At 69.8% G+C, this 22028-nt stretch carries 20 protein-coding genes; 12 read left to right on the plus strand and 8 right to left on the minus strand.

Going from position 1 to position 22028, the window contains the following annotated elements; all coding sequences use genetic code 11:
- Window positions 1-19: 19 nt before the first annotated feature.
- Genes ACLF6J_RS05825 through ACLF6J_RS05840 form a run of 4 tightly spaced genes read left to right on the plus strand, consistent with a single transcriptional unit; the run spans window position 20 to window position 3285 of the window.
- Window positions 20-859 carry a molybdenum cofactor biosynthesis F family protein gene (locus ACLF6J_RS05825; protein WP_134353237.1) on the plus strand — a complete coding sequence of 280 codons (840 nt, stop codon included), beginning with the start codon at window positions 20-22 and terminating at the stop codon, window positions 857-859.
- A gap of 1 nt (window position 860) precedes the next feature.
- Complete coding sequence (locus tag ACLF6J_RS05830) at window positions 861-2504, plus strand: amidohydrolase (RefSeq protein ID WP_134353236.1); 1644 nt, start codon at window positions 861-863, stop codon at window positions 2502-2504.
- A gap of 27 nt (window positions 2505-2531) precedes the next feature.
- Window positions 2532-2888 (plus strand): YidH family protein, encoded by a 357-nt coding sequence (locus ACLF6J_RS05835; RefSeq protein WP_134353235.1) that lies wholly within the window; start codon window positions 2532-2534, stop codon window positions 2886-2888.
- 13 nt (window positions 2889-2901) lie between these two features.
- Window positions 2902-3285 (plus strand): DUF202 domain-containing protein, encoded by a 384-nt coding sequence (locus ACLF6J_RS05840; RefSeq protein ID WP_166804707.1) that lies wholly within the window; start codon window positions 2902-2904, stop codon window positions 3283-3285.
- 72 nt (window positions 3286-3357) lie between these two features.
- Here the strand turns inward: ACLF6J_RS05840 and ACLF6J_RS05845 are convergent, their stop codons facing one another.
- The 5 genes from ACLF6J_RS05845 to ACLF6J_RS05865 are packed head-to-tail and all read right to left on the minus strand — an operon-like array spanning window position 3358 to window position 9084.
- Window positions 3358-5673, minus strand: coding sequence for an arylsulfatase (locus tag ACLF6J_RS05845; protein ID WP_134353234.1), 2316 nt, complete (start codon window positions 5671-5673; stop codon window positions 3358-3360).
- Complete coding sequence (locus ACLF6J_RS05850; RefSeq protein WP_134353233.1) at window positions 5674-6462, minus strand: ABC transporter ATP-binding protein; 789 nt, start codon at window positions 6460-6462, stop codon at window positions 5674-5676. It abuts the gene before it with no gap.
- On the minus strand, window positions 6459-7295 hold the full coding sequence (locus ACLF6J_RS05855) for an ABC transporter permease (protein WP_134353232.1): 837 nt from the start codon (window positions 7293-7295) through the stop codon (window positions 6459-6461). Before ACLF6J_RS05855 ends, ACLF6J_RS05850 begins: the two co-directional genes overlap by 4 nt.
- The gene (locus ACLF6J_RS05860) at window positions 7295-8074 is read right to left on the minus strand and encodes an ABC transporter permease (RefSeq protein ID WP_208526521.1); all 780 of its coding nucleotides are present in this window, start codon (window positions 8072-8074) and stop codon (window positions 7295-7297) included. Before ACLF6J_RS05860 ends, ACLF6J_RS05855 begins: the two co-directional genes overlap by 1 nt.
- Window positions 8075-8079: 5 nt before the next feature.
- On the minus strand, window positions 8080-9084 hold the full coding sequence (locus ACLF6J_RS05865; protein ID WP_134353231.1) for an ABC transporter substrate-binding protein: 1005 nt from the start codon (window positions 9082-9084) through the stop codon (window positions 8080-8082).
- Window positions 9085-9234: 150 nt separating this feature from the next.
- On the opposite strand from ACLF6J_RS05865, the gene ACLF6J_RS05870 reads away from it, so the two are divergent.
- Window positions 9235-9846, plus strand: coding sequence for a TetR/AcrR family transcriptional regulator (locus tag ACLF6J_RS05870; protein ID WP_047521698.1), 612 nt, complete (start codon window positions 9235-9237; stop codon window positions 9844-9846).
- Window positions 9847-9938: 92 nt separating this feature from the next.
- Here the strand turns inward: ACLF6J_RS05870 and ACLF6J_RS05875 are convergent, their stop codons facing one another.
- The 3 genes from ACLF6J_RS05875 to ACLF6J_RS05885 all read right to left on the minus strand — a co-directional run bounded on the left by ACLF6J_RS05875 (window position 9939) and on the right by ACLF6J_RS05885 (window position 13932).
- The gene (locus tag ACLF6J_RS05875; RefSeq protein ID WP_134353230.1) at window positions 9939-11402 is read right to left on the minus strand and encodes a GMC family oxidoreductase; all 1464 of its coding nucleotides are present in this window, start codon (window positions 11400-11402) and stop codon (window positions 9939-9941) included.
- A gap of 3 nt (window positions 11403-11405) precedes the next feature.
- Window positions 11406-12845 (minus strand): aldehyde dehydrogenase family protein, encoded by a 1440-nt coding sequence (locus ACLF6J_RS05880; RefSeq protein WP_244093615.1) that lies wholly within the window; start codon window positions 12843-12845, stop codon window positions 11406-11408.
- Between the two features lie 649 nt (window positions 12846-13494).
- Window positions 13495-13932: an Lrp/AsnC family transcriptional regulator gene (locus tag ACLF6J_RS05885; RefSeq protein WP_194239192.1), complete on the minus strand. Its 438-nt coding sequence runs from the start codon at window positions 13930-13932 to the stop codon at window positions 13495-13497.
- Window positions 13933-14084: 152 nt separating this feature from the next.
- Here ACLF6J_RS05885 and pdhA point away from each other — a divergent pair, with 152 nt between their 5' ends.
- The 7 genes from pdhA to ACLF6J_RS05920 all read left to right on the plus strand — a co-directional run bounded on the left by pdhA (window position 14085) and on the right by ACLF6J_RS05920 (window position 22014).
- Window positions 14085-15203 (plus strand): pyruvate dehydrogenase (acetyl-transferring) E1 component subunit alpha, encoded by a 1119-nt coding sequence (pdhA, locus tag ACLF6J_RS05890; RefSeq protein ID WP_134353229.1) that lies wholly within the window; start codon window positions 14085-14087, stop codon window positions 15201-15203.
- Window positions 15200-16228 carry an alpha-ketoacid dehydrogenase subunit beta gene (locus ACLF6J_RS05895; RefSeq protein WP_134353228.1) on the plus strand — a complete coding sequence of 343 codons (1029 nt, stop codon included), beginning with the start codon at window positions 15200-15202 and terminating at the stop codon, window positions 16226-16228. Before pdhA ends, ACLF6J_RS05895 begins: the two co-directional genes overlap by 4 nt.
- The gene (locus tag ACLF6J_RS05900; RefSeq protein WP_134353227.1) at window positions 16225-17622 is read left to right on the plus strand and encodes a dihydrolipoamide acetyltransferase family protein; all 1398 of its coding nucleotides are present in this window, start codon (window positions 16225-16227) and stop codon (window positions 17620-17622) included. Before ACLF6J_RS05895 ends, ACLF6J_RS05900 begins: the two co-directional genes overlap by 4 nt.
- 133 nt (window positions 17623-17755) lie before the next feature.
- The gene (locus ACLF6J_RS05905) at window positions 17756-19075 is read left to right on the plus strand and encodes an MFS transporter (RefSeq protein WP_047521704.1); all 1320 of its coding nucleotides are present in this window, start codon (window positions 17756-17758) and stop codon (window positions 19073-19075) included.
- 130 nt (window positions 19076-19205) lie between these two features.
- A complete protein-coding gene (locus ACLF6J_RS05910; RefSeq protein ID WP_134353226.1) occupies window positions 19206-20396 on the plus strand; it encodes an acetyl-CoA C-acyltransferase in 1191 nt (396 codons plus the stop codon).
- Entirely contained in the window at window positions 20396-21151 is a 756-nt protein-coding gene (locus ACLF6J_RS05915; protein ID WP_208526520.1) for an enoyl-CoA hydratase/isomerase family protein, read from the plus strand. Before ACLF6J_RS05910 ends, ACLF6J_RS05915 begins: the two co-directional genes overlap by 1 nt.
- Entirely contained in the window at window positions 21148-22014 is an 867-nt protein-coding gene (locus ACLF6J_RS05920) for a 3-hydroxyacyl-CoA dehydrogenase family protein (protein ID WP_134353225.1), read from the plus strand. Before ACLF6J_RS05915 ends, ACLF6J_RS05920 begins: the two co-directional genes overlap by 4 nt.
- The last annotated feature ends 14 nt before the right edge of the window (window positions 22015-22028 follow it).

Here is a 22028-nt window from a genome sequence, read left to right on the forward strand (position 1 = left end):
CGAAGGAACGAACCACACCATGACGACGCTGAACCCCGCCGACACCTCCACCTGGCTGCCGCTCGAGGGCCTCGCCCCCGGCTTCGACGCCAACAAGGCTCCGCACAGCACCGCGCTGAGCGGCCGCGAGATCACGGTCGTCGACGGCCGTGGCACGCGGATCGTGCACCGCTTCGCCGACGACACCGTGACCTGGGACTACCAGCCGGGGACCGACGATGCGACGGAAGCGGCTACCGACACCGACGACTACGAGGCGTTCGAGGTCGATCGCGACCTCTACTTCGTGCAGTTCCACCACCGGTACCTGCCGAACGAGGCGGTCTCGCTGGTCCTCGACCTGCGCGACGGTCGCGCGCTGGCCGTGATCTCCGACATCCTCCCCGCTCCCGAGAAGGGACGCACGCGCGTGCAGCACCACTTCGCGCCGGGCGTGATCGAGGGGATCGAGGTCACCGGCACCGAACCCGCCCCCACGACGACGCTCATCGGACGCCGGGTGGAGTGGGTCTACAGCACCGAGCACGCGTACGAGCACGTGTACCTCTCGCCGCGGTGGTACTCGTGGCAGTGCCTCGCCGGCCCCGAGCGCGGGCTGGCCGACACCGACGAGAACAGCGTCTGGGAGGTGCGTCCCGGCATCTACGTGTTCGCCTGGCGCGAGAAGGTGATCCCCTGCGCCTCGGTGACGATCGCCGACCACCGCGACGTCAACGCGATCCGCTCCCACGGCGTGCTCTTCGGCCTCGACGAGAGCGGCGAGGTCCCCACGCACTTCACCTTCGGCGCACACGGACGTCTGCTCTCGACCACGATGCACACGCCCGAGCTCGAGCCCGCGACGTTCGGAGACCGCTGACATGACCGACGTCGCCGACCTCATCGTCACCGGCACCGTGATCCGCACCGCGGACCGGACGAACCCGATCGTCGAGGCCTTCGCCGTGCGCGACGGGCGGATCCTCGCGGTCGGATCCCGGTCCGACATCGAATCGTTCCGCGGACGCCGGACGCAGTCGCTCGAGGTCGGCGACGCAGCGGTGTACCCCGGTTTCGTCGATGTGCACAACCACCACGCCCTCGCGGGGCGGACCGAGCTGTTCGAGCTGTCGCTGGCTCCCGCGCTGACGCTGGACGAGATCCTCGACCGGGTCCGGGAGAAGGCCGCCGAGCTCCCCGAGGACGCATGGATCGTGGGTGGCGCCGTGGCCACCACCCTGCTGCCCGCGCTCGCGGACACCGCGAGCCGACTCCGCCTGGACGAGGCGGGCGGCGGGCGTCCCGTCATGCTGATGGAGGACTCGCGTCACAACCGGTGGGCGAACAGCCGGGCACTGGAGCTCGCCGGGATCACCGCCGACCGGCTCCCCCCGTCCGGGACCGCCCTTCTCGATCCGGATGACGGCACGCCGACCGGTGTGCTCCTCGAAGCGGCGGGCATCCCCGTGCAAGAGGCCTACGACCACAGCGGCGGACTCACTCCTGCGCAGCACGCCGCCGCATCACGCCGCGGAATCGAGATCCTCAACTCGTTCGGCGTCACGGCCTTCCAAGACGCGGGGGTGTCGGTCGAGATCCTCGGCGCGCTGGCCGACCTCGACCGGGCCGACGAGCTCGACGCCTGGGTCGTGTCCTCGCTGCTGATCAACGACGAGATCTTCGGCTTCGACCCGATCGGCGAACCGCTGCTCGACCGCGGCGAGGAGTTCCGCACCGCGCACCACCGTCCCGACTTCGTGAAGATCTTCCTCGACGGAGTCCCCCCGGCACGCACGGCGTCGTTCCTCGAGCCGTATCTGGCCGACGCCGCGCACGGCGCGCACTTCCACGGCGAGACCACCATGACCCTCGACGAGCTCACCGGGTGGCTGCGCTCCGTGTCGCGGCGCGGCCTGGGGGCGAAGGTGCACTGCACGGGGGACGGCTCCGCGCGCCTCGTGCTCGACGCCACGGAGCGGGTGCGCCGCGAGGGCTTCACCACCCCTGTTCAGATCGCGCACGGTCAGTTCCTGGCGGAGTCGGACATCCCCCGACTGGAGGCCCTCGACGTCTCGGCCGACATCTCTCCGTTCATCTGGTATCCGGGCGTCATCCCCCAGGCTTTGGCCGAGGTGCTCGGCGAACGCGCGGAGCACTCCCAGCCGAACCGGGCGCTGATCGACGCGGGTGCCCGGGTCGCCGGCGGTTCGGACTGGCCCGTGAGCGAGTCGCCGAACACGCTGGAGGGCCTGCAGGGTCTCGTGACGCGAGCGGACCCGCTCGGGCGCGCCCCCGGCGCCTTATGGCCCGAACAGGCCATCACCGCCGAGGAGGCACTGGAGGTCTTCACGATCAACGCCGCCGCGGCGATGGGCCTCGACGCCGAGACCGGGTCGCTGACGCCCGGGAAGTCCGCGGACTTCGTCGTGCTCGCCCGTGACGCCATCGCCGGCCCGGCGGACGAGATCGTGCACACCGAGGTCGTGTCGACCTGGTTCGCCGGCCGTCGAGTCCACGGCGACTGAGCGGTGCCGCGCGGATACGATGAGGCGATGAAGCGTTTCCCGGCATCCGTCTACTCCCTCGGCGAGGAGCCCGATCCGCGCTTCTCGCTCGCCAACGAACGGACGTTCCTGGCGTGGACGCGGACCGGACTCGCCCTGATCGCCGGTGGCGTGGCGCTCGAGGTCCTCGGCCTCGACCTCCATCCCGGTTTCCGGCTCGCCGCGTCGCTGCTGCTCATGATCGCGGGGACCGCGGTCGCACCGCTCGCCTGGTGGGAGTGGATGCGGGCGGAGCGGGCGCTGCGCCAGTCGCGGCCACTTCCGGGCGCTTTCTCCGCCGTGGCCCTCGCCGTGGTCGTCGTCCTGGTCGGACTGCTCGTGCTGGCCGGCATCCTGTGGCGCTGACAGAGCCCCGGTCATGAGAAGACGTCCGGCCGCGGAGCCCGACCGCCTGTACGATCCCGGGTTGCAGCCCGAACGCACGGAGCTCGCCTGGCGCCGCACGGCCCTCGCGATCGCCGTCGGGTCCCTGATCTCCCTGCGGATCCTGCCGTTGGTCCTCCCCGCCGGCGCCGGGACCTGGGGGCTCGCTCCCGGCGCGATCGGGCTGGGGACCGCATGCCTGCTCTGGTTCGCCGCACGTCGCCGCCAACGGCGGGTCACCGCCGTGTTGACGGGCGCCGCAGCGGGTCTCCCTCCGGGCGGCGGGCTGCTCCTCGTCCTGACGGTTTTCGGCACGGGGTTCGGCGTCGTCGCCCTCGCTCTCGTGGCGATCGCTCTGGGCGCGAACAGCCCGGTCTGACCGCAACGGATCGACAGGGCGAGCGGCTGATGTCGGCGACCCCTCAGACACCGACCTCAGCCGCTCACCGGATCAGTCGGCGACCGCCAGAACCGCCTGTCCGACGGCGCGCAGCACGGTCGGATCGTGCGGCGAGCGCTCACCGGGCACGTAGCGCACGCGGTGCAGCTCGCCGCCCCGGAACGGGAACGAGCGATGCTGCTCGTGCAGCTCCCAATCGACCGGGCCACCGAAGTCGTACCCCACGCTGATGCCCGTGAACGGTGACATTCCGATGAGCATGGGCACGCTGTCGATCACCGCCGCGCGGTCGCCGTCCACCTCGACCGTCAGGCTCCAGCGCAGTCCGGGGTGCTCGTCGACGCGCAGCACGATCCGGTGCTCCCCCGGAGACAGCTGCGCTCCGCGGGCACGGTGCATCGCGCCGTAGGCGTTGTAGGCGATGAGAGGCGCCCCGTGGTCCAGGGCGAGCAGGTAACCGCCGCCCTGATCGCCGTGGGCCACGATCACGCCTGCCGCGTCGGCCTCGGTCGTGAGGTCGACCTCGACCGCGAAGGAGCGGAGGACCGTGAGCTTCGCCGAACGGAAGCGCTCCAGAGGAGGACGGAAGGGCACCAGGTCTATCGCCGCGGAGAGCGGTTCCTCGGTGTCGGGGCGCAGGCGGAACAGCACGCCGTCGTCATCGAGGGGGAACACGGTGTTGCGCCAGGCTTCCGCGTGCCAGCGTGCCGCCATCGCCGCGACGCGTTCGGGGTGATCGGCGGAGACGTCCTCGGTCTCGGTCGGGTCGGACGCGAGGTCGTAGAGTTCCCAGACGCCGCCCGCGGGGCCCTCGTCCTTCGTCGGGGGCACGGTCGAGAGGGCCTTCCACGTCCCGTCGACGAGGGCCCGTCGTCCCACGCACTCGAAGTACTGAGCCTCCCGGCCCGGCGCGGTGGGGTGGGCGAGCACGTCGACGACGCTCCCGCCGTCCATCTCGAGTGCCGGTCGGCCGCGCCGCTGGTCCAGGGACGGCACGCCGCACAGTTCCAGGATCGTCGGTGCGAGGTCCGAGACGAACACGAACTGGTCGCGCAGACCGCCCGCCATCGGGGCGTCCGGCCACGAGATGATCAGCGGGGCGTGGACGCCGCCCTCGTACGTCGTGGCCTTGAACGAGCGGAACGGCGTGTTGGACACCCGCGCCCATCCGGTCGGGTACTGGCCGAACACGCGCGGACCACCGAGGTCCTCCAGTGGACGCGGCACGTCGGTGATCCACCCCTCGGGCATCGCACCGTTCGCGCCGAACTGGGCGAAGTAGCTCCGGGTTCCGGTCGGTCCCCCCTCGGCCGTCCCTCCGTTGTCGCTGGCGAGCACGACGATGGTGTTCTCGCGCTCGCCGCTGCGGTCGAGTCGATCGAGCAGTCGCCCCACACTCTGGTCGATCTCGTCCACGGCCGCGGCGTACACCTCCATGTGTCGGGCGAACAACCGTCTCTCCTCGACCGAGAGGTCGTCCCACGCGGGGATCCGGTCGCCGTCGGCGATCGCCTCCCCGGGGAGCTCCGCGTGATCCGGGACGATGCCGCGCGCACGCTGGCGGGCGAACCGCTCGGCCCGCAGGGCGTTCCACCCGGCCTCGTAGCGGCCGCGGTACTTCTCGATGTCGGCGTCCTTCGCCTGGATGGGCCCGTGCACGGAGGTGTGCGCGTAGTACAGGAAGAAGGGCTTGTCCGGATCGTTCACCCGCAGGTCGTCGATCATGCCGATGGCGCGGTCGGTCAACTCGTCCGTGAGGAAGAAGCCCTCGGGGTACTCGCGGAGGTCGACGACGGAGTTGTCCTGCACCAGCCGATGCGGATGGTGCAGCGACGTGAAGCCGTCCATGCTCCCGAAATACCGGTCGAATCCGCGCTGCAGCGGCCACGTGCTCCGGTCGGCACCGTCGTGCAGGCGCGATTCGAGCGTGAGGTGCCACTTCCCGACCATGAAGGTCGCGTACCCTCCGGCGCGCAGCGACTCCGCCAGTGTCGGCGCGTCCTCCGGGAGCTCGCAGCTGAATCCCGGATAGCCGGGGTCGATGTGCGCGACGAAGCCGAAGCCGGCCCGATGCGGGTTCAGCCCGGTGAGCAGTGCCGCCCGGGCCGGCGAGCACATCGGCGCGGTGCGGTAGTTCGTGAACACCCACCCCTCGTCGGCGAGACCGTCGATGCGCGGTGTCTCGATCTCACTCCCGAACGGCCCGAGGTCGCTGAACCCGAGGTCGTCGATCAGCATCACGATCACGTTGGGCGCCTTCGGCCCGGGCCGCTGCGGCTCCGGCCACCAGGGCTCGGACTCGGAGGTGAATTCCGCCGCGTGCCCCGCGAAGCTCTCATAGCCGCGCGCATCCGTCGGCATCGACATCTAGCCCGCCTTCCGGATCAGGCCGAAGATCTGCGTGCGCAGCTCCGCGAACGCCGGAAGCGCCCGCGTCGTCAGCTGGTCGCGCGGGGCCCCGAAGTCGATCTCGACGATCTCGGTCACCTTCGCCGGGCGCTCCCCCAGCACCGCGACCCGGTCCGACAGGTAGACGGCCTCGTCGATGTCGTGTGTGACGACCACGATCGTCATCCCGAACTGCTCGCGGATGCGCAGGCAGAGGTCCTCCAGCTCGAACCGCGTCTGCGCATCGACCGAGGCGAACGGCTCATCCATCACGAGCACCTCGGGCCGATAGGCGATGGCACGCGCGATCGCGACGCGCTGCTGCATGCCACCGGACAACTGCCACGGGAACTTGGACTCGGCCCCGGAGAGCCCGACCGCGGTGAGCGCGGAGGCGACCCGCTCCTCGCGTTCCGCGGCCGGCAGGTGCAGGTGCTTGAGCGGCAACCGCACGTTCTTCTCGACGGTGAGCCAGGGCATCAGCGACCGGGTGTACTCCTGGAACACGAGCGCCATCTCCTCGGGCGGGCCCTCGATGACGTTCCCGTCGATCGCCGCGCTGCCCGCCGTGATGCTCTGCAACCCGGTGAGACACTTCAGCAACGTGGTCTTGCCGATGCCGGACGGCCCGACGATGCAGCACACCTCGCCCACGCGCACATCGAAGGTGAGGTCGGCGATCACGGGGACGAGACCGTTCTTCGTCGGATAGGACTTCGCGAGCCCGCGCACACTGAGCCGGACGGGGGCCTGTTCGATGGTGGTCATGCGTTCTTCTCCTGTTGCTGGGAGGCGATGTACCAGCGCAGCACGCGGCGCCGGAAGAGGGTGAACACGGCGGTGGCCGCGTAGCCGATGACCCCGAGGACGAGGATGCCCGCCCACATGTCGGGGATCGCGAAGGACTGCTGGGCGAGCAGGGTCGCGGCACCGAGTCCGGTGGAGGACCCGAGCATCTCGCTGGCGATCATGACCACGAACGCGGTGATGAGACTGACCTGCATCCCGGAGAGGATGCGCGGGCCCGCAGAGGGCAGCACCACGGAGAACAGCCGCTCCGGTCCACTCAGTCGGTAGACGCGACTCACCATCCCGAGCGTCGGCTCGCCGGCGCGCACACCGTCGATCGTCGAGATGAGGATGGGGAAGACGGCGGCGAGGGTGATCGACAGGATCCGGGTCTCGTTGCCGAACCCGATGAGCGATACGAAGATCGGCACGAGCGCCACCGGCGGGATCGCACGGAAGAAGTGGATGGTCGGCTCGACCAACCAGCTCAGCGGACGGATCAGTCCGAGCACCAGGCCGAGCAGCACGCCGATCACGGTCGCCAGCAGGAAGGAGACCACGAGATTCCCGGCCGACGAGGCGACGTCCACCAGGAAGGCGGGCGTCTGCACGAGCTGCCACAGCCGCTGCAGGATCACCTGGAGCGGCGGGAAGAAGGCGTTGGTGGAAGCGGCGGAGACGAACCACCACAGCGCCAGCAGCAGCACCGGGACCGCGATCTCGGCGCCGACGAGGACGCCGCGGGGAAGCGCGCCCTGCCCGCGACGGCGCGCGAGACGTGCAGGGGTCTGGATCGAGGTGGTGAGCGTCATCAGAGGACCTGCTTCCGGTATTGCGGATGCCAGTGCAGCAGTCGCCGCTCGCCCCATTGACTGAGTCCCTGGACGAGGAGTCCCAGGGTGCCCAGGATGAGCACGTAGGCGAAGAGCTGGGCCTGGTTGCCGGAGATCTGAGAGAGCAGCAGGCTCTGTCCGAGCCCGGGCCCGCCACCGAGGAGTCCGGCGACGACGGCCACGACGAGCGAGGTCGGCGCGGCGACGCGGATCGCGGTTCCGATGTAGGGCAGTGCGCTGGGGAGCACGATGCGCCCCAGGATCGCGGCGCGCCCCATGCCGTACGACCGCCCCGTCGCCCGTGCGACCGGGTCCGTGTCGAAGACGCCGGCGGAGGACTGGACGGCGATCGCGATGAAGCAGCCGAAGAACACCAGGAAGATCCCCATGGCCTGTGTGGGGCCGAGCACGAGGACCACGATCGGCAGGATGACGATCGGCGGGATGGGCTTGAGGAACTCCAGCGGCACGCGGGTCGCGTGCATCGCCAGCGGTGAGGTGCCGATGGCCACCCCGAGCACGACGCCGATGACGATGGCGAGTAGGAGCCCGGTCAACGCCATCGTCAGCGTGTCGCCGACGGCCGTCCAGGTGGCCGGGGTCCCGAGCAGGCGCACAGCCTCGCCGATCGCCTCGGTCGCCGCCGGGAGCGGTGACCCGGCGAGCGGCCCCGTCGTCGCCGACCACTCCCAGAGCGCCAGCGCCGAGACAACGCCGACGGCCCCGATCAGCGGAGGAAGGAGCGTGGAACGGATCATGGTGGTCACTCGACTCCGACGATGACGCCCTCGAGGTCGACCGGTGCAGGCAGGTACCCGAGGGCGACGAGCTTCTCGTTGACCCGGTCGAGGTCAATCGGAGCGACCTCCGCGGGCCAGAAGGGCAGCTTCACGTCGTCGACGCTCAGGGTCGAGCCGGTGGCATCGATGCCGGCCTGGATGGCTTCCTCCGGGTGCTCGTTCGCGTAGGCGTTGCTCTTCGCCACGGCACGCTGGAACCCGGCGATCGCATCCGCCTTCGCGGCGATCGTGCTGTCGCCGGCCGTCCAGAGCCCGACGGCGCCTTCTTCGAAGAATCCGACCGACGGCGCGGCGAGGAAGACGGCACCGGCGGCGTCCGCCTCGCCCGTGAACGGGCTGACGAGACCCGCTGCATCGACGTTGCCGCTCTGGAGCGCGGCCACGGCGGAGGTGAAGTCCAGGACGACCCACTCCACGGAGGCGGGGTCGACGCCTTCCCGGTCGAGCGTGTCGGAGATGACGACCTCGAGCTGCGCCTTGCGCGCGGGCACCGCGATGGTCGCCCCTTCCAGATCGGCGACCGAGGTGATGCCGCTCGCGGCGGACGCATACAGTCCGGTGTCATCCATCGAGGCGGGGTCCTCCCCCTCCGCGGCCCCGCCCACGAAACCGTCGGCCGGGGCGATGACCTTCAACGGGACGCCGCTGGAGAGGGCGTTGAGCAGCGGGATGCTCGGCGCGTACGCCACGTCGACCTGTCCGCTCTGGGCTGCAGCGAGGCCGGCGGGCGGGTTCGCCACGACCGAGGTCTCGAGCGCGATCCCCTCCTCCTCGAAGAACCCCTGCTCCTGACCGACGATCAGGGCGCCGTCGGAGACGAGGCCGATCGTCGCCACTGTGAGCGTCGTCAGCTCACCGCCGCCACCCGATGGCGAGGAGGCGGGTGCAGACGTGCAGGCGGCGAGGGCGAGCACGCCGGCCGCCACGGCGACTCCGGATGCCCGACGTGCGAGACGTGTGACGTTCATGAGAACTCCTCTGCGAGTTAGTCACCAGTTGGTGATTTTAAAGATCGTACTCGTGCCTTGCTTTTGATTGATTACGATCGGGTTACATTAGTCACCAGATGGTGACTAAAAACAGCAAACAGATATTTTGAGAGGTGAGGGGGAAACAGCATGCCGAAGATCGTCGACCATGAGGAGCGGCGCACGCACATCGCGGACGCTGCGACGCAGGTGATCATCCGGGTGGGGTTCGACAGCCTCACGATGCGGGAGATCGCCACGGAAGCGGGCTACGCCCACGGCGCGATCGCGCGATACTTCCCCGACAAGAGAAGCATCCTCACCGCCGCATTCCTGCGCCTGTACACGCTCGCGAACGACCGCATCCACGCCCGCATCGAAGGCGTGCGCGGGCTGGAGGCACTCGAACGGATCTGCCGCGAGATCCTCCCCTACAGCCCGAACGGACCGCTGTACGCCAAGGTGGTGATCGCCTTCTGGGACCACGCGTCGCAGGATGACGAGGTCACCCGCATCCACCGGGTGAACAACCTGCACTGGCGCGATCTGTTCCGCCAGTGCCTGGTCGAGGCGCGGGACGACGGCGAGCTCGCCGACGACGTCGACATCGAGACCGCGGTCAACGAGATCGCCTCGCGCAACGCGGGCTGGCAGATGATCTCGGTGCTGATGCCGGATTCGGCGGGTGACGGCCGGCTGAACGACGGACTCGACGCCCTGCTGTCGACGCTCCGCCGCCCTTCCCCTCCACGCCCGAGCTGAGCGGTCGACGCCCCCGCTCATCGTCGACACCCCGCGCTGCAGGCGACCGCAACCGGGGGTCTCGACGACGAGCGGGGGTCTCGACATCACACTCAGCCCTCCAGGAAGAACTGGGCGCCGCGTTCGCCGATCATCGCGGCGGGGGCGTTCGTGTTGCCGGTGGGCACGGTCGGCATCACCGAGGCATCGATCACCCGCAGCCCCGCGACACCGTGGACGCGCAACCGGGGATCGACGACAGCCTCCGGGTCCGTCCCCATGCGGCACGTGCCGACCTGGTGGTGGTAGGTGATGGCGGTGCGTCGCACCCAGTCCTCGACGCCGGAGTCCGACACCTCGGGCCCGGGATAGGCCTCGACCGCACCCCAGTCCTCGGCGAGTGCCGGGCGTGCTCCGATCCGACGCGCCTGCCGCACGGACGCGGCGAGGGAGGCCACATCGCGATCGTCTTCGAGCGCCGCCAGGTCGATCTCCGGAAGGTCGGCGAGCCCCGGGCCGGACAGGCGGAGGGCTCCGCGGCTGTGCGGCGTCACCAGCCCGGCCATCAGGGTGAACCCGTCGTCGCCGCGCGGCTCGAGTTCCCCCCACATGGGAACGGAGAAGTGGATCGGCTGGGTGTCGGGCTCCGCGAGGTCGTCGCGGCTGCGCCAAAAGAGGTGGCTCTGCGTGACCGACACCCCGGCCTGCGGAGGCCCGACCGGACGCCCCGTCGTGAAGATCACCGGTGAGAGCAGATGGTCGTGGAGGTTCTGCCCGACCCCGGGCGAGTCCTGCACGACCGGAATGCCGAGCGCGGTGAGGTCGGCCGCGGGGCCGATTCCCGAACGGAGCAGGATCACGGGCGAGCCGATCGCGCCGGCTGCGAGGATCACCTCGTCGGCGAGGACCTCCTCGGACGCCTCCCCCTCCCCCAGCTGCACGCCGACCGCCTTTCCGTCCCGGATGATCACCGAGTGCACCTCGCGTCCGGTGAGGATCGTCAGCCGGTCGGCGATGGGCTGCGCGTAGGCCGTCCAGGTGTTCACCCGGCGACCGTCGTGCATGGTCACCTGCTCTTGCGAGACCCCGTCGAGCGTGCCGCTGTTGTAGTCCGGATTGCGCGGAAGCCCCTCCTGCACCGCAGCATCGATGATCGAGGCCTGGATCGGCGAGAGCGCGTAGTCGTCGGTCACCGGGAGCAGATCGTTCTCGATCGCGTCGTAGACGGGCTCGACGTCGGCCCAGCTCCACCCGGTCGCACCTCCGCGTTCCCAGGCGTCGTAGTCGGACGCCGCGCCACGCACCCAAATCATCGCGTTCAACGCGTGCGATCCCCCGGTGACCTTGCCGCGAGGCAGGTGCAACCGACGGCCGCCCGCGTGCTCCTGCGGCACGGTGAAGTAGTCCCAGTCCTCCGCGGAATGCCAGAGCTCGCCCGCCCGGGAGGGGTCGTGGATGGCCGGGTTGGTGTCGTATCCGCCGGCCTCGACCAGGGTCACCGCGACACCGGCATCCACGAGGCGACGCGCGACGATCGATCCCGAGGTTCCTGCTCCGACGACGATGGCAGAGCGCACGGGTCAGCCCTTCCGGCCGGGTCCCGACACGACCTGGGTCACGGCGACGGACTTGAGTCCCTCGACCCCGAACTCCAGCCCGTAGCCCGAGCTCTTCACTCCACCAAACGGCACCATCGGGTGCAGCCCGCCGTGGGAGTTGATCCACACCGTGCCGGACTGCATCCGCGAGGCCGCCTCCCGTGCCGCCTCGGGGTCGCTCGACCAGACGGAGGCGCCGAGCCCCGCGTCCAGGGCATTCGCCCAGGTGAAGGCCTCGTCCACGTCGGTGTAGCGGATCACCGGGAGCGCGGGACCGAACTGCTCCTCCTGCACCAGTGCCGCGTCATTGTCGATGTCGGCGACGATGGTGGGCCGGTAGAAGAGCTCACCCAGCTCAGGGGCGGACTCGCCACCGGTGACGATGCGGGCGCCGCGGCTCTTCGCATCGTCGACCAAGCGGCTGACGATGTCGAACTGGGCGCGGTTCTGCAGCGGACCCAGGACGTTGTTCTCGTCGAGCCCGTTCCCCATCGGCACCGATCCGGCGATGGCGGAGAGCGCGGCGACGACCTCGTCGTAGACCGAGTCGTGCACGTACAGGCGCTTCATCGCGGCGCAGGTCTGCCCGGTGTTGATGAACGCGCCCCAGAAGAGGTCTTCCGCGATCGCTGCCGGGTCGGTGCCCGGGAGCACGATGCCGGCGTCGTTGCCACCGAGCTCGAGCGTCAGGCGCGCCAGGTTGCCGGCGGAACTCTCGATGATGCGACGCCCGGTCGCGGTCGAGCCGGTGAACATGATCTTGGCGATGTCGGGGTGCGAGGCGAGCCGGGCGCCGACCTCACGGTCGCCGGAGACGCCGATCAGGACATCCGCGGGCAGCACGTCGTTGATCACCGCGATCATCGCGAGCACGCTCAACGGCGTGTACTCGCTCGGCTTCGCGACGACGGTGTTGCCCATCCGCAGGGAGGGCCCGATCTGCCAGACCGTGATCATGAGCGGCCAGTTCCACGGGCCGATGGCACCGACGACGCCGGCTGCCTTGTAGACGAGCTCGGCATGCAGCGTCTCGTCGTCGACCAGGATCTGCGGCTCGATCGTCGTCGTGGCGTTCGTGCGCAGCCAGGCGGAGCAGGCTCCGAGCTCGAAGCGGGCGTTCGGGCCGTTCAGCGGCTTCCCCTGCTCGCGCGAGAGCAGGTACGCCAGTCCCTCGGCATTCGCGTCGATGGCGTCGGCCGCGGCGAGGAGCAGCGCGCTGCGCTCCTCGTGCCCGAGGGCCTCCCACGCCGGCTGGGCCGCCTTCGCACGGGCGATCGCTGCGTCGAGGTCGTCGACCGTGGCGACAGGTGCACGACCGATGACCTCCCGGGTCGCGGCGTCCGGGATCTCCCGGCCTGCGCCTTCCGGCGCCTGGATGCGGTCGAGCAGCGCAGCGGCTGCGGAAGCGGCGGAATCGGACATCGGGGACTCTCCTTCGAGCGTGACGCGGGCCAGCGACGGTCGAGAAGCTGGTCGTCCTCTCATTCTCGACCGGCGTTCCTCCCGGCACTTGTCGCGGAGCGCGCCGCAGATGTCCGAGTGCGAAGGATGCCGTGCCCCCGCGCCTGCCCCGCGCCTGTCCCGCACGAAGGAGAACCCACGCCCTGAAGGAGCACTCACACCCTGAAGGAAAACTCACACCCTGAAGGAAAACTCACGCCTCGAAGGAGGACTCACACCCTGAAGGAAAACTCACGTCTTGAAGGAGGACTCACACCCTGAAGGAAAACTCACGTCTTGAAGGAGGACTCACACCCTGAAGGAAAACTCACGTCTTGAAGGAGGACTCACACCCTGAAGGAAAACTCACGTCTTGAAGGAGGACTCACACCCTGAAGGAAAACTCACGTCTTGAAGGAGGACTCACACCCTGAAGGAAAACTCACGCCTTGAAGGAGGACTCACACCCTGAAGGAAAACTCACGCTTTGAAGGAGCATCCACGGGATTCAGTCCTTCGAAACGTGAGTTCTCCTTCATTTCGAGCGGGGCGGACCGGGCGGGGCGGGGCGGACCGGGCGGGCCGGACCCGGGCGGGCCGGACCCGGGCGGCACGGACATGCGTGAGACGCTCAGGCCCGCGGGTAGTCCTCGAAGATCAGTGTGGTCCTGGTCGAACGGATCGACGGGATCGCCTGGATGTCCTCCAGCACGATGCGACGCAGATCGCGGGCATCGTTGGCCCGAACGAGCAGGATCACGTCGAAGTCGCCGCCGACCAACGCCATGTGCTCGATCTCAGGGATCGCGCGCAGCCGCTCACTCACCGCCTGCCAGGTGGCCTGCTCGATGGCGAGCGTGACGTACGCACTCGCATGGTGCCCGAGGAGGACGGGATCGGTGCGCACCGAGTACCCGATGATCACCCCCGCGTCGGTGAGCCGTTTGATCCGCGCGTGCGCGCCGGCGCGCGAGATGTGCACGGCGTCCGCGATCGCCGTCATCGAGGAGCGCGCATCGCGGCGCAGTTCCTCGAGGATCGCTCGATCCGTGTCGTCCAACGCGATCATGTGACCCCTTCCGCCGGCGGGAGAATCCTGACACTTCGTTCAAGAATGCCCTATTCGATGCGCTTTCATCCAGGATTCGGCGAATGATCTTGGATGACTGTCGCACGCGGAGGCATGCTGTCTCCAACGAGTTCGGCAAGGAGGGCGAACGCATGCTGCACACCGACCTGCTCCCGCGAGACACCGCGGTGCAACTGATCGACGAGAACGGCACCCCCATCGCGGACGCGCCCTACCCGCTCCCCGACGGCGAGACCCTTCTGGCCGCCTACCGCGGACTCGTCGAGGGACGACGGATCAACGATCAGGCCGGCGCGCTCGTGCGCCAGGGGCGTCTCGCCGTCTACCCCTCTTCCCAAGGCCAGGAAGCGTGCCAGGTCGGAGCCGCGATGGTCCTCGGAGCCGAGGACTGGCTGTTCCCGACGTACCGCGATTCGGTCGCCGTCATCGCCCGCGGAGTCGAACCCGCTGACGCGCTCGTGCTCCTCAAGGGCGACTGGCACTCGGGGTACGACGTCAGCGCCCACCGCGTCGCCCCTCAGGCGACCCCGTTGGCGACCCAGCTGCTGCACGCGGTCGGCTTCGCGCAGGCCGCGAAGCATCGGGGAGAGGACACCGTGGTGCTCGCCCTCTGCGGCGACGGGGCCACGAGCGAGGGCGACTTCCACGAAGCCATGAACTTCGCGGCCGTGTTCCACGTCCCCGTCGTGTTCTTCGTGCAGAACAACGAGTTCGCCATCTCCGTCCCGCTCTCCCGGCAGACCGCCGCCCCCTCCCTCGCGCACAAGGCGATCGGCTACGGGATGCCCGGTCAGCGGGTCGACGGAAACGACGTCGCCGCGGTGCTGGCCGTGCTCGGCGAGGCCGTGGAGCGAGCCCGCACCGGCGGAGGGCCCTCGCTGGTCGAGGCCCACACGTACCGGATGCAGGCGCACACCAATGCCGACGACGACACCCGCTACCGCGAGCGGGCCGAGGTCCAGGCCTGGGTCGCCCGCGATCCCCTCACCCGCTTGCGCGCGCACCTCACCGCCACGGGCGCTCTCGACGCGGACGCCGAGGAGCGCTTCGCCGCCGGCGCCGAGGAGATCGCGACCGCCATGCGCGCCGCTCTGAACACCGACGCCGAGCTCGACCCCGAAGACCTGTTCCGCCACGTGACCGCGACCCGATCGCCGCAGTTGGACGAGCAGTGGCACCTGCTGCGCGACGAGATCGAACGCTCACGGCTCGCCGACGCGGGCACCGCCACGAACGGAGGCCACCGATGACCATCGCGCAGGACGACACCACGACGCACAGCGACGTCGGGACGACGACCACCATGACGATGGCTGCCGCCCTCAACCGCGCTCTCGCCGATGCGATCGAGTCCGATCCGGACGTGGTGGTCTTCGGCGAGGACGTGGGAGCGCTCGGCGGTGTCTTCCGCATCACCGACGGCCTCACGGCCCGCTACGGCGAGGATCGCTGCTTCGACACCCCGCTCGCCGAATCCGGCATCGTGGGAACCGCCGTCGGCATGGCGATGAACGGCCTGCGCCCCGTCGTCGAGTTGCAGTTCGACGCGTTCGCGCTCCCCGCGTTCGAGCAGATCGTCAGCCACGTCGCCAAGCTCGGGAACCGCACGCGCGGTGGCCTGCGGATGCCGCTGGTGATCCGCATTCCGTTCGGCGGCGGCATCGGCGGTGTCGAGCACCACTGCGACTCCTCCGAGGCGTACTACGCGCACACCCCCGGCCTTACGGTCGTCAGTCCCTCGACGCCGCAGGACGCGTACTCGTTGCTGCGCGCGGCCATCTCCTCGCCCGACCCCGTGATCTTCCTGGAACCGAAGAAGCTCTACTGGGCCAAGGGCGAGGTCGACACCACGCAGACCACCCAGCTCGGCACCGCCCGTGTCGCCCGGGCCGGGACGGACGTGACACTCCTCGCCTACGGCTCCTCCGTTCCCCTCGCGCTCGAGGTCGCCGACGTCGCCGCCACGGAAGGACGCAGTGTGCAGGTCGTCGACGTCCGCTCGCTCTCCCCCTTCGACGACGCGACCGTCACCGCGGCCGTGAAGTCGACGGGCCGCGCCGTGGTCATCGCCGAAGCCCCGGGCTATGTGAGCGTCGCATCCGAGATCCAGGCGCGCGTGTTCGAGCGCTGCTTCGAGTATCTCGCCGCCCCCGTGCGCAGGGTCACCGGCTTCGACACCCCCTATGCGCCGCCGAAGTTCGAGCACTGGTATCTGCCCGACGTTGACCGCGTGCTCGATGCGATCGACACGCTGCACTGGGAGGACGAGGCATGAGCACCCCGACGACGTCCGCGCAGGCCACTCACGTGTTCCGCCTGCCCGACCTGGGCGAGGGACTGACCGAGGCGGGCCTCGTGCAATGGCTCGTCGCGGTCGGCGACACGATCGTCACCGACCAGCCCATCGCCGAGGTGGAGACGGCCAAGAGCGTCGTCGAGTTGCCGTCCCCGTTCGCCGGTGTCGTGACCGCACTGCACGGCACGGTCGGCGAAACGATCGACGTCGGCGCCCCGGTGCTCGAGGTCGTCGACCCGACAGCCGCCCCGCACGCCGGCGACGTCTCCGCCCCCGAGGAACAGGAGACCACCCCGCCGGAGAGCGAGCACGAGGCGTACCGGGAGGAGGAGCGCGCCGGCTCGGGCAACGTCCTGATCGGCTATGGCACCACGGCCCCCGCTGCGAAGGGGCGGCGCCGTCCATCCGCCGCGGCCACGCCCACTCCGCCCGCTCCCCCCGCCCCCGAGCGCACGACGCCGGGGTCTGCGCGCGACCGTCGCCCGGTCGCGGTCCGGTCACCGCTCGTGCGTCGACTCGCCCGGGATCTGGGACTCGACGTGCACTCGATCACCGCGACCGGTCCGGACGGGGCGATCACCCGCGCCGACGTGCTGCAGGCCGCGGTCGAGAACGCCGTGGACGGCGCCGCGGCACATCACCGCGTGACCACCGGGAGCGACGAGACCGTCGACGGACTGGGCGTGGTGTCGCGCGAGCGGATGTCGCCCCTTCGTCGAGCCGTCAGCGCCACGCTCACCCGCAGCCGGTCCGAGATTCCCGAGGCGACCGTCTGGGTCGATGTCGATGCGACGGAGCTGTGGGACCTCCGTGCACGGATGGCGCCGGAGGGAGGCAGAGCCCCGTCGGTGACGGCCCTGCTCGCGCGCTTCGTCCTGCTCGCGCTCGAAGACTTCCCCGTGCTGGCATCGCGGCTCAGCGAGAGCGGCGAGGAGGTGATCTCGTTCGACGGCGTGAACCTCGGCATCGCGGCGGACACCGAGCGCGGCCTGCTGGTGCCCGTCCTCCCGCGGGCGCACGCGCTGACCGTGGATCAGCTCGACACCGCTCTGCGAGAGCTCGCCGCCACAGCGCGAGCCGGATCGATGCCGCCGGAGCGCCTGCGCGGTTCGACCTTCACCCTCAACAACTACGGCGGCCTCGGCGTCGACGGCTCGGCCGCGATCATCAACCACCCGGACGTCGCGATCCTCGGCATCGGCCGGATCATCGAGCGCCCGTGGGTCGTGGAGGGTGCGATCGTCGTCCGGCGCATCGCGCAGCTGTCGCTCGTGTTCGACCACCGCGTGTGCGATGGCGGATACGCCGCAGGGTTCCTGCGCCGCGTGACCGAGCTCATCGAGCATCCGCTGCGCGCCTACGGGAGGATCTGACCCGAATACCGCTTCCCCTACACGGCGGCGGCTCTGATGCGATACGCTCGGCGATTAACTGACCGACCATTCGGTCATGAATGCTCGACGGCACCCGGCCGTCGAACCCGAATCGCAGAACAACGGAGTTCGCATGACGACAGCAGTTTCCGGTCCCACTCAGAAGAGCAGGATGCCCGCCGAAGAACGGCGAGTACTCGCCGGCACCCTCGTCGGGACGTCGATCGAGTGGTACGACTTCTTCATCTACGCGCAGGCCGCGGGGCTGGTGCTCGCTCCCCTCTTCCTCGCCCCCATCGCGGAGTCCAGCCCCGGCTTCGCACAGGTGCTCTCGTTCGCCACGATCGGCATCTCCTTCCTCTTCCGCCCCCTGGGCGCCATCGTCGCGGGGCATCTCGGTGACAAGCTCGGCCGCAAGAAGATGCTCGTCTTCACCCTCATCATGATGGGACTGTCGACCTCGCTGATCGGCGTCCTCCCCACCTACGCGGCGATCGGCGTCGCTGCACCGATCCTGCTGATCCTGCTCCGCATCCTGCAGGGCTTCTCCGCGGGCGGCGAGTGGGGTGGCGCGGCCCTGATGGCCGTCGAGCACGCTCCGCGCGGGCGTCGCGGGCTGTTCGGCGCCTTCCCGCAGATCGGCGTGCCGGTCGGCATGATCCTCGCGACCTTCACGCTGTGGGTGCTCACGAGCTCGATGTCCCCCGAGGCGTTCCTCGAGTGGGGCTGGCGCATCCCGTTCCTGCTGTCGATCGTGCTGATCGGAGTCGGGTACGTCATCCGCCGCGCGGTCGATGAGAGCCCGATCTTCGAAGACCTGGTGCGTCGCCGCAAGGAGGCCTCCGCGCCGCTCGGCCGCCTGTTCCGCCAGAACACCAAGCAGGTCATCCTGACCGCCGTCATCTTCATCGCGAACAATGCCGCCGGCTACCTGCTGATCGCGTTCTTCGCCACCTACGCGGTCACGGCGCTCGGCATGGACCGCCCTCCGGTGCTGCTGGCGACGACACTCGCCTCGTTCGGCTGGCTCATCTTCACCCTGTGGGGCGGACACCTCTCCGATCGGCTCGGTCGCATCCGCACCTTCCAGATCGGCTACGTGGCGCTCGCTCTGTGGGCGGTCCCGATGTGGTTCCTGATCGACACCGCGAACATCCTCTGGTACTTCGTGGCGCTCTTCGTGATGACGTTCGCGCTCGGCCTCTCCTACGGCCCGCAGGCGGCGCTGTACGCCGAGATGTTCCCGGCGAACGTGCGGTACTCGGGCGTCTCGATCGGGTACGCGCTCGGCGCCATCCTCGGCGGGGCGTTCGCGCCGATGATCGCCGAGGCCCTGTTGAACCAGTTCCAGGCGGCATGGACGATCGGCGTCTACATCGCCGTGGCATCCGTGATCTCGCTCATCGGGGTGTCCTTGGTGAAGGAGACCAAGGGCATCGATCTGTCGGTCTGACCACGGATCGGCCCGCCGGCATCGCGGCGGACTCCGCGCCTGTGCCATAATTACCATACGATCGGTCAGTAATTCACTGGCCGATCGTATGGCACGGCCAGCACCGAGACGACGCAGTCAGGAGATCCGCATGACCGAGGCATTCCTCGTCGGAGGTGCACGCACCCCCGTCGGCCGATACGGAGGCTCCCTCGCTTCCGTCCGCCCCGACGACCTCGCTGCGATCGTCGTCGCGGAAGCCGTGCGTCGGGCGGGCATCGACGCCACCTCGATCGAGATCGACGAGGTGATCCTCGGTGCGGCGAACCAGGCCGGTGAGGACAACCGCAACGTCGCGCGGATGGCGGTGCTGCTCGCCGGACTCCCCGACACGGTCCCCGGCATCACGGTGAACCGGCTGTGCGCCTCGGGGATGTCCGCCGTCACGATGGCCGCGCAGGCGATCCGTGCCGGTGACGCCGACATCATCGTCGCGGGCGGCGTCGAATCCATGACGCGAGCACCCTGGGTGCAGGCCAAGCCGGAGAAGGCATGGGCCAAGCCCGGGGCCGCCTTCGACACCTCGATCGGCTGGCGCTTCCCGAACCCCCGGCTCCAGGCTCGGGACAAGGCGACCTTCACGATGCCCGAGACCGCGGAAGAGGTCGCCCGCGTCGACGGGATCACCCGCGACGAGGCGGATGCCTTCGCTCTGCGCTCCCAGCAGCGCGCCATCGCGGCGATCGCCGCGGGCCGCTTCGCCCCCGAGATCGTCGGCGTCCCGGTCGGCACCGCAGAGGTGCTGGTCGACGAAGGCCCGCGCCCCGAGACCACCCTCGACGCACTCGCGCGGCTGCGTCCCGTCGTCGCCGGAGGCACGGTCGTGACCGCCGGCAACTCGAGTGCGCTCAACGACGGCGCCTCAGCGGTGGTGGTGGCGAGCGCCGCCGCGGTCGAACGCTACGGCCTCGTGCCGCGCGCCCGGATCGTCGTCGGCACGAGCGCCGGCCTCGCCCCCGAGGTCATGGGCCTGGGCCCGGTCCCGGCGACGCAGAAAGCGCTGCACCGCGCCGGCCTGTCGATCGACGACATCGGCTCGATCGAGCTCAATGAGGCGTTCGCGACGCAGTCGGTCGCGTGCATCCGCCGGCTCGGCCTCGATGAGGAACGGGTCAACGCCGACGGGGGCGCCATCGCGCTCGGCCATCCGCTCGGTTCGTCCGGCTCACGGCTGCTCCTCACGCTGCTCGGTCGCATGGAGCGCGAAGGTTCTGTGCACGGACTCGCGACGATGTGCGTCGGCGTCGGCCAGGGCGCTGCCGTGATCCTGGAGAAGGTCTGATGCACGCCGAGATCAACCCGGAGACGCCCGTGCTCATCGAACGCCGCCCCGACCGCGTGATCGCCACGCTGCATCGGCCGCATAAACGGAACGCGATCGACCAGGCGACCATCGATGCGCTGCACCTCCTCTGCGCCGAGCTCGAGGAGACGCCGCGGACCCTGATCCTCACCGGAGCCGACGGCGTCTTCGCCGCAGGTGCCGACATCGCCCAGCTGCGCGAGCGCCGGGCCGCCGACGCGCTGCGCGGCATCAACGCGAACGCCTTCGTGCGCATCGCCGAGCTGCCGATGCCGGTCATCGCGGCGATCGACGGTTACGCCCTGGGCGGCGGCGCCGAACTCGCCTATGCCGCGGACATCCGGATCGCGACGCCCGCCCTCGCGATCGGCAACCCGGAGACGGGTCTCGGCATCATCGCCGCGGCCGGCGCGAGCTGGCGGTTGAAGGAGATCGTCGGCGAGGCCAGGGCCATCGAGCTGCTCCTCACCGGACGCACCGTGAAGGCGGAGGAGGCCCTGCGCATCGGCCTCGTCTCGGCGATCCACGAGAGCGCCGACCTGCTGACCGCGGCCGAGGCGATCGCCGATCGGATCGGCCGCAACGATCCTGCGGCGACCATCGCGACCAAGCGCGTGTTCCGCGCTCCCCGCGACCGCCACCCCGCCGTCGACCTGGAAGCGCAGGCCGAGCTCTTCGAGAGCCCGGAGAAGTTCCGACGGATGACCGACTTCCTGGAACGGAGAGACCGATGACCCAGAGCAGCAGCAGCGCTCCCGCCCATGTCGGAGTGCTCGGCGGTGGGCGCATGGGCGCCGGCATCGCCCACGCGTTCCTCCTCGCGGGCTCCCGGGTCACCGTGATCGAGCGCGATGAGATCGCCGCCGACGCCGCCGCCGCGCGCGTGCTCGCGTCCGTGGATGCATCGATCTCCCGCGGCACGGCGCACGAGGCCAGCGATGCCTACCGGGCACGCTTCGAGACCGGGACGGACACCGCGCTGTTCGCTCCCTGCGACCTCGTCGTGGAAGCCGTGCCCGAGGATCTCGCCCTCAAGATCGACGCGCTCACCCGCGTCGAGGCCGCGATCAGCCCCGAGGCCGCACTCGCCTCCAACACCTCGTCGATCTCGATCGACGAGCTCGCGGCGACATTGGACCGCCCCGAGCGCTTCCTCGGCATGCACTTCTTCAATCCGGTGCCGGCCTCGACGCTGGTCGAGATCGTCCGCGGCGCGGCGACCGCCCCCACGCGGGTGGACTCCGCCCGCGGCTGGATTCACGCCCTCGACAAGACCCCGATCGTGGTGACCGATGCCCCCGGCTTCGCGTCGTCGAGACTCGGCGTCGCGATCGGACTCGAGGCGATCCGGATGCTGGAAGAGGGGGTCGCCTCCGCCGAGGACATCGATGCCGCGATGACTCTGGGCTACAAGCATCCGGTCGGTCCGCTGCGCCTGACCGACATCGTCGGGCTCGATGTCCGACTCGGCATCGCCGAGTACCTCGCCGCCCACCTCGGCGAGCGCTTCGAGCCACCGACTCTGCTGCGACGCCTCGTCGCCGAAGGACACCTGGGCCGCAAGAGTGGACGCGGCTTCTACGAATGGGACGCCTGATGAAGGGAACAGAC

The organism is Microbacterium sp. IO18, assembly GCF_049099505.1.
Lineage (GTDB): Bacteria > Actinomycetota > Actinomycetes > Actinomycetales > Microbacteriaceae > Microbacterium > Microbacterium aurugineum.

Bases quoted from the DNA above. Each gene is read 5' to 3' on its own strand.
- ACLF6J_RS05825 (WP_134353237.1), top strand. From the start codon at position 20: ATGACGACGCTGAACCCCGCCGACACCTCCACCTGGCTGCCGCTCGAG.
- ACLF6J_RS05830 (WP_134353236.1), top strand. From the start codon at position 861: ATGACCGACGTCGCCGACCTCATCGTCACCGGCACCGTGATCCGCACC.
- ACLF6J_RS05835 (WP_134353235.1), top strand. From the start codon at position 2,532: ATGAAGCGTTTCCCGGCATCCGTCTACTCCCTCGGCGAGGAGCCCGAT.
- ACLF6J_RS05840 (WP_166804707.1), top strand. From the start codon at position 2,902: ATGAGAAGACGTCCGGCCGCGGAGCCCGACCGCCTGTACGATCCCGGG.
- ACLF6J_RS05845 (WP_134353234.1), bottom strand. From the start codon at position 5,673: ATGTCGATGCCGACGGATGCGCGCGGCTATGAGAGCTTCGCGGGGCAC.
- ACLF6J_RS05850 (WP_134353233.1), bottom strand. From the start codon at position 6,462: ATGACCACCATCGAACAGGCCCCCGTCCGGCTCAGTGTGCGCGGGCTC.
- ACLF6J_RS05855 (WP_134353232.1), bottom strand. From the start codon at position 7,295: ATGACGCTCACCACCTCGATCCAGACCCCTGCACGTCTCGCGCGCCGT.
- ACLF6J_RS05860 (WP_208526521.1), bottom strand. From the start codon at position 8,074: ATGATCCGTTCCACGCTCCTTCCTCCGCTGATCGGGGCCGTCGGCGTT.
- ACLF6J_RS05865 (WP_134353231.1), bottom strand. From the start codon at position 9,084: ATGAACGTCACACGTCTCGCACGTCGGGCATCCGGAGTCGCCGTGGCG.
- ACLF6J_RS05870 (WP_047521698.1), top strand. From the start codon at position 9,235: ATGCCGAAGATCGTCGACCATGAGGAGCGGCGCACGCACATCGCGGAC.
- ACLF6J_RS05880 (WP_244093615.1), bottom strand. From the start codon at position 12,845: ATGTCCGATTCCGCCGCTTCCGCAGCCGCTGCGCTGCTCGACCGCATC.
- ACLF6J_RS05885 (WP_194239192.1), bottom strand. From the start codon at position 13,932: ATGATCGCGTTGGACGACACGGATCGAGCGATCCTCGAGGAACTGCGC.
- pdhA (WP_134353229.1), top strand. From the start codon at position 14,085: ATGCTGCACACCGACCTGCTCCCGCGAGACACCGCGGTGCAACTGATC.
- ACLF6J_RS05895 (WP_134353228.1), top strand. From the start codon at position 15,200: ATGACCATCGCGCAGGACGACACCACGACGCACAGCGACGTCGGGACG.
- ACLF6J_RS05900 (WP_134353227.1), top strand. From the start codon at position 16,225: ATGAGCACCCCGACGACGTCCGCGCAGGCCACTCACGTGTTCCGCCTG.
- ACLF6J_RS05905 (WP_047521704.1), top strand. From the start codon at position 17,756: ATGACGACAGCAGTTTCCGGTCCCACTCAGAAGAGCAGGATGCCCGCC.
- ACLF6J_RS05910 (WP_134353226.1), top strand. From the start codon at position 19,206: ATGACCGAGGCATTCCTCGTCGGAGGTGCACGCACCCCCGTCGGCCGA.
- ACLF6J_RS05915 (WP_208526520.1), top strand. From the start codon at position 20,396: ATGCACGCCGAGATCAACCCGGAGACGCCCGTGCTCATCGAACGCCGC.
- ACLF6J_RS05920 (WP_134353225.1), top strand. From the start codon at position 21,148: ATGACCCAGAGCAGCAGCAGCGCTCCCGCCCATGTCGGAGTGCTCGGC.